Source organism: Actinotalea sp. C106 (assembly GCF_023630195.1).
Lineage (GTDB): Bacteria > Actinomycetota > Actinomycetes > Actinomycetales > Cellulomonadaceae > Actinotalea.
Map to the genome: position 1 here is coordinate 1 of NZ_JALPKN010000197.1, position 5976 is coordinate 5976.

Sequence of the window (5976 nt, forward strand, 5' to 3'; positions counted from 1 at the left end):
GCGCCCAGGCCGAGGCCCGCCGTGAGGCCGACCGCCTGCATCGCGCCGCGTGCGCCACGGCCCACGCCCATGGCCTCGCCGTACCGCAGGTCGTGACCGTAGGCCCAGCCCTGCAGCGCGTTGGACCGCCGCACGATCCGGGAGTTGACCGAGGCCATCGGGAACGGGGCGATCCAGCGGCCGTCGCTCAGCCGCGTTGGTGCGGGGGAGTCCGAGGGCTGGGGCGCGGTCGACTCGGCGTCGTGGTCCGGGCTCAACGAGTACGGGTCGCCCAGCAGGCGCCGCACGGAGGGGTCGCTCGCGGCGAGCTCGACGATGCCCCGCATCGACTCGACCGTCCCGCCGCTCACCCCGCCCTTGGCCCGGGCGACGGCCAGCACGTGGCTGAGCGTCCCGGCGTCGTCCGCCTGGACCTGGCGGTGCAGGGTGAGCATGCCGATGTCCGACGGGATCGAGTCGTACCCGCAGCCATGCACGATGCGCGCGCCCGACGCCTGGGCGACGTCGTCGTACCGGTCGATGGCCTGGCGGATGAACGGGGTCTCGCCGGTGAGGTCCGCGTAGTGGGTGCCCGCGCGGGCGCAGGCCTCGACCACGGGCAGGCCGTGGCGCAGGTACGGGCCGACGGTGGTCACGACCACGCGCGTGCTGCCCGCCATGGTGGCGAGGGAGTCCGGGTCGGTGGAGTCGGCGACGAGGATCGGCCAGTCGTGGGCGCGGCTCGGCAGGCCGTCCCGGGCGCGCTCGACCTTCCCGCGGGAGCGGCCCGCGAGGGCGATGCGGGTGCCCTCCGGGGCGTGCTCGGCGAGGTGCTCGGCGACGAGGACGCCGACGAAGCCGGTGACGCCGAAGACGACGATGTCGTGGTCGCGGGAGGAGGAGCTCATCGGGCGATGGTTGCTGCGGGGCGGGTGGGGCGCAACCTGACCGCGGGGCGCACGAGGTAGACCGCGACGAGGGCCAGGAGGAACCCACCAAGGGTGTTCAGCAGGACGTCCATCAGTGCGGGTGAGCGCCCGGTCGGCAGGGCCCACTGCAGAAGCTCGACGACGATCGAGGCGGCGACGACGGTCGCCGTCGTGGCGGTCACGCCCGTCCGACGTGCGAGGGGGAGCAGCAGAGCGACCCACCAGAAGAGAGCCAGGTTGACCAGTGCCTGTGCCAAGGACGGTGAGCGCAGCACGAGGTCGACCGAGCCTGTACCCGCGGCGGCTGGGGTGTGGGACACCAAGGTGATGGACGCTGTGAGAAGCAGGCCGAAGGCGATCCCTCCCCAGGCACCGGCCTCGATCGCGGCTCCGCGACGGTCGTCTGCCACGCGCCACCGGTAGCGGGCGACTGCCACCAGCACCCCGAGCACGAGGGCGACGAGTGCGTGCTGGGCAGGGAAGAGGCGCAGCAGCTGTTCCATGGCGGTCAACTATCGCGCGAGCCCGGCAACAATCGCGGCAGGCGCACATGCCCGCAACCGATGGTTTCGCCCGTCGTTAGCAACGGATGTCTGCATAACCGATGCTAACGTGCGCTGGTGACATCGGGTCCGCCGCAGCGAGCCGCCGGCTGGCCGAGCTATGCCACCGAGACCGTCGCGTGGGAGTCCGCTGACGCCTCGTACGGCCCGCGCACCGGGCGCAGTGCCCACGCTGGGCCCTACGAGGCGGTTGTGCCCCCGCGCATCGCTGACGCCCCGGTCTCCCTGTCATCTCAGGCTTCGGCCCTGGTCGCTGAGGCCTCAGCAGAGATCGCCCGCTTCGACGCGGAGACCCACGCCGCCACGACGTCGTTCGCTGCGCTGCTGCTGCGCACCGAGGCCGCCAGCTCCTCCCAGATCGAGAACCTGACCTCCTCCGCGAAGGCCATCGCTCTGGCCGAGCTTGGTCGCACCGGACGCGCGAACGCTGACGAGATCGTCGCCAACGTCACCGCCATGACCCAGGCGCTGCAGGGGGTCGATCACCTCGACGGCGACGCGATCCTGGCCATGCACCGTGCGCTCATGGTCGGGCACCTGCCTGCCGCTGCCGGACGCTGGCGCGACCAGCAGGTGTGGATCGGAGGCACCAGCCGCAGCCCTCACGGCGCAGCCTTCATCGCCCCGGTGCACCAGCGCGTGCCCGCCGCGATCGCCGACCTCGTCGCCTTCATCGAACGTGATGACGTGCCCCTGCTCGCCCAGGCTGCACTGACCCATGCCCAGTTCGAGTCCATCCACCCGTTTCCGGACGGCAACGGACGCACCGGCCGCGCTCTGCTGCACGCTCAGCTCCGCCACGGCGGGCTCGCCCGGGATGCGATCGTCCCGGTGTCCGCCGGCCTGCTCCTCGACACGGACCGCTACTTCCAGGCCCTGACGGCCTATCGGTCCGGGGACGTCGAGACCATCGTCACGGAGGTGTGCCAGGCGGTGTTCCCGGCGTTGGCCAACTCCCGCCAGCTCATCGCCGACGTGACCGACGCTCGCACCGCCTGGCAGCAGCGGATCCGTGCGCGCCGCGGGGCGGCCGCATGGGCGCTGGCAGACCTGGTGAGCACTCGCCCTGTCGTCAACGTGCGCATCGCTGCTCAGAAGCTCGACGTCAGTACCGTCAACGCGCAGCTGGCGATCGACCGGCTCGTGGAAGACGGCGTTCTCGAGCAGATCGGCCGGGGCACCCGTGACCGGGTGTGGCAGGCGCCCGAGGTGCTCACCGCGATGGACCGGTTCGCCGAGAGGTCGCACCGACGCCTCGGGTGAGCATCAGGGCGGCAAAGGGGCGCGACCACCAGGGCCGGGCCACGATGCCTAGGCTGCTCCCCATGGCCACAGTGATCCTCGTCCGGCACGGCCGTTCCACGGCGAACGTCGAGGGCGTGCTCGCCGGGCGCACCGCGGGGGTGAACCTCGACGACGTCGGGCGTCAGCAGGCCGAGCGCACGGCCGAACGGCTCGCCGTCGTCCCCCTGGTCAGCGTCGTGTCGAGCCCCCTCGAGCGCTGCCGGCAGACCGCGCAAGCCCTCCTGGACCAGCAGCAGGGCGCCCCGGAGCTGCAGATCGACGAGGCCGTCACCGAGTGCGACTACGGGCAGTGGCAGGGGCGGGCCCTCGGTGACCTGGCCAAGGAGCCGCTGTGGTCGGTGGTGCAGAACCAGCCCTCGGCCGTCGTCTTCCCCGAGGGGGAGTCGCTCGCGGCGATGCAGGCCCGGGCGGTGGCTGCGATCCGTCGGCGCGACGCCGCGGTCCAGGAGCAGCACGGGGCGGGTGCGGTGTGGGCCGTGGTGAGCCACGGGGACATCATCAAGTCCGTCCTGGCCGACGCCCTGGGCATGCACCTCGACCTCTTCCAGCGCATCAGCGTGGGCCCGGCCTCGATCTCGGTGATCCGGTACGGGACCCACCGGCCCGACGTCGTCTCGGCGAACACCGAGTTCGGGGACCTCAGCTGGCTGCGATCGAGCGGGCCGGTCACCGACGCGCCGGTCGGGGGCGGGGCCGGGCACGAGGACGGCACAGGTCATGAGGACAGCACGGGCCCCCACGACGGCGCCGAGCAGGCCAGCCCGGCGCCTCCCTCGTAGACTGATCACATGCGGACCCTCGTCCATGAGTACGACTGGCCGGACCGTGTCGTCGTCGGCACCGTCGGTCGCCCCGGCGAACGGACCTTCTACCTGCAGGCGCGCGCCGGCGCCCGGTTCACCAGCGTCGCCCTCGAGAAGGAGCAGTCCTTCCTCCTCGCCGACAAGATGGACGAGCTCCTCGACGAGCTGACCGCCGACGAGGACAACCCCGTCAACGCCCCCACGGAGATCCCCGTCGAGCTCGTCGACGACGACCCCCTGGACCAGCCGGTCGAGGAGCAGTTCCGCGCGGGTGCGATGCGCCTCGCCTGGGATCCGCGGACGGCCCAGGTGGTCCTCGAGGCCTTCCCCGTCGAGCTGTCGCGCGAGGACGACGGCATCGCCCCTGAGGATGAGGAGGACGACGAGCCGAGCGAGGTGCTCCTCATCCGCATCCCGGTCGGCACCGCCCGGGCCTTCGCGCAGCGCACCCGCAAGGTGGTCCACTCGGGGCGCCCGCTGTGCCCGCTCTGCGGTCAGCCGGTCAGCCCCGACGGTCACGTCTGCGACCTCACCGAGGAGTGACGGTCCCGGAGGTCGACCTCGACGGCGGCGAGCTGCACCTCGAGGGGCGCATCACCGTCGCCTCGAACGCGACCTTCGTCGGGAAGATCGACGAGGTCGCCGTCGTCTACAAGCCCGAGGCCGGGGAACGGCCGCTGTGGGACTTCCCCGACCGCACCCTGGCCCGCCGCGAGGTCGCCGCGTACCTGGTGTCCCAGACGCTCGGGTGGAACATCGTGCCCCGCACCTGGCTGCGCGACGGGCCCCTCGGCGTCGGCATGGTCCAGCTGTGGCAGGAGCCCGACCCGGAGCAGGACCCGGTCGACGTCGTCCCCTCGGCCGAGGTCCCGGACGAGGGCTGGCGCACCGTGCTCGAGGGCAGCGACGAGAGCGGGCGCACCGTCACCGTCATCCACGAGGACACCGCCGCGCTGCGCCGCATGGCCGTGTTCGACGTCCTGGTGAACAACGCCGACCGCAAAGGCGGGCACATCCTCCCGCTGCCCGACGGCCACCGGTACGGGGTCGACCACGGCGTCACCTTCCACGTCGAGCCCAAGCTCCGGACCGTGCTGTGGGGATGGCTCGGCGATCCGCTCGACCCCGACGAGGTGGCCGGCGTCGAGCTGGTGCGCGCCGGGCTAGGCGGTGACCTGGGGGTGGAGCTGTCTGCGTTGCTCAGCGCCGCGGAGGTCGCAGCCCTCGCCGCGCGCTGCGACCGTCTGCTCGCTGAGGGCGCGTTCCCCGGCCCCGACGGCGATATGCCTGCCGTGCCGTGGCCGTTGTTCTGATTCAGGCCGTGTCTGCCGCCTGAGGTTCGGTGCGGGCGGCGTCGTCCTCGTCAACCTGGTCCGGCCGGTGCTCGAGGATGTCGCCGGGCTGGCAGTCCAGCACTTCGCAGATGGCCTCGAGGGTGCTGAAGCGGATGGCGCGGGCCTTGCCGGTCTTGAGGTTGCTGAGGTTGGCGAGGGTGATGCCCACGTGCTCGCTGAGCTCGGTCAGGCGCATCTTGCGCTGGGCGAGCACGACGTCGAGGTTGACGATGATCGGCATGCTCAGACCGTCAGCTCGACGTCTTCACGCAGGGCGTGCGCGGCGCGGAACAGCCGCTCGAGCAGCGCGAAGCCGCCGAGCAGCAGCAGGATCGCGGTCTCCAGCCCCAGCCAGGCGAGGAACACCCCGGGCTGGCCCTGCCCGAACGCGACGTTGAAGGCCACCAGCCCGAGGAGGTAGTACGCGGCCACCCCGGCGATCAGCAGCTTGACCTGTCGGAACACCCGCAGCGTCGGGGCGGAGAAGGCCTCCCCGGCGTCGACCAGCCGCAGGAAGCGCAGCAGCAGACCGATCCCGACCAGCACGGGCAGGAACCCGGCGACCACCCCCAGGTAGGTCGGGACGCGCAGGTGCGCGTACTCGGGCCAGTCAGCGGCCGACTCGAGGCTGAGCAGGTGAAGGACCCCGGCCGCAGCGACGACCCCGCCGGCGAGGACGATCAAGAGAAGTCGCAGAATCTTGGTTTCCATGAGACCCACACTACACCGGAGTTGTCGATAAACAACAAAAACACATCGCGAAGCGACGATCCGACGAGTCTCTGGTCGGCCGCCACCGCTCTTCGCCGTCCAGGGGTCCCCTGGATCACGAGATTTCCGTTATGCCCGCCTCGCGCTGTGGTCTCCCCTTCCGTGACCAGCACCACCCGAACCACCCACGACCCTGGGGGACCAGTGGACACACGCACGCAGCACCCACCGCAGCACGCCCGGCCGGGGCTTCCCGGCAGCCGACCGCCACGCCGTCAGCGGCGGATCGCGGCCCTGAGCACCGCGGTGCTCCTCGCCGTCGCAGGCGGGTCGCTCGCCCCCGCCGCGCACG

8 protein-coding genes are annotated in these 5976 nt (G+C 71.8%); 4 read left to right on the top strand and 4 right to left on the bottom strand.

Translation table 11 applies throughout. The annotated features are described in order from the left end of the window. Both L0B03_RS12720 and L0B03_RS12725 read right to left on the bottom strand, forming a co-directional pair. The coding region (locus tag L0B03_RS12720; protein WP_250446294.1) for a trans-acting enoyl reductase family protein at positions 1-887 on the bottom strand (887 nt) is incomplete at its 3' end. Continuing rightward, entirely contained in the window at positions 884-1411 is a 528-nt protein-coding gene (locus L0B03_RS12725) for a VanZ family protein (RefSeq protein WP_250446296.1), read from the bottom strand. The genes L0B03_RS12725 and L0B03_RS12720, both read right to left, overlap by 4 nt. Before the next feature lie 117 nt (positions 1412-1528). Here L0B03_RS12725 and L0B03_RS12730 point away from each other — a divergent pair, with 117 nt between their 5' ends. The 4 genes from L0B03_RS12730 (at position 1529) to L0B03_RS12745 (ending at position 4892) form a co-directional block, all read left to right on the top strand. After that, a complete protein-coding gene (locus L0B03_RS12730; protein WP_250446298.1) occupies positions 1529-2734 on the top strand; it encodes a Fic family protein in 1206 nt (401 codons plus the stop codon). Positions 2735-2796: 62 nt separating this feature from the next. After that, the gene (locus tag L0B03_RS12735) at positions 2797-3555 is read left to right on the top strand and encodes an MSMEG_4193 family putative phosphomutase (RefSeq protein WP_250446300.1); all 759 of its coding nucleotides are present in this window, start codon (positions 2797-2799) and stop codon (positions 3553-3555) included. A 9-nt stretch (positions 3556-3564) separates the two neighbouring features. After that, positions 3565-4122 carry a DUF3090 domain-containing protein gene (locus L0B03_RS12740; RefSeq protein ID WP_250446301.1) on the top strand — a complete coding sequence of 186 codons (558 nt, stop codon included), beginning with the start codon at positions 3565-3567 and terminating at the stop codon, positions 4120-4122. Next, positions 4119-4892 carry an SCO1664 family protein gene (locus tag L0B03_RS12745; RefSeq protein ID WP_250446304.1) on the top strand — a complete coding sequence of 258 codons (774 nt, stop codon included), beginning with the start codon at positions 4119-4121 and terminating at the stop codon, positions 4890-4892. Before L0B03_RS12740 ends, L0B03_RS12745 begins: the two co-directional genes overlap by 4 nt. A gap of 1 nt (position 4893) precedes the next feature. Here L0B03_RS12745 and L0B03_RS12750 read toward each other — a convergent pair whose 3' ends face one another. Together L0B03_RS12750 and L0B03_RS12755 are read right to left on the bottom strand one after the other, a co-directional pair. Then, on the bottom strand, positions 4894-5154 hold the full coding sequence (locus L0B03_RS12750) for a helix-turn-helix transcriptional regulator (RefSeq protein WP_250446305.1): 261 nt from the start codon (positions 5152-5154) through the stop codon (positions 4894-4896). A gap of 2 nt (positions 5155-5156) precedes the next feature. Continuing rightward, positions 5157-5624 carry a DUF2975 domain-containing protein gene (locus L0B03_RS12755; protein WP_250446308.1) on the bottom strand — a complete coding sequence of 156 codons (468 nt, stop codon included), beginning with the start codon at positions 5622-5624 and terminating at the stop codon, positions 5157-5159. Positions 5625-5976: the final 352 nt, after the last annotated feature.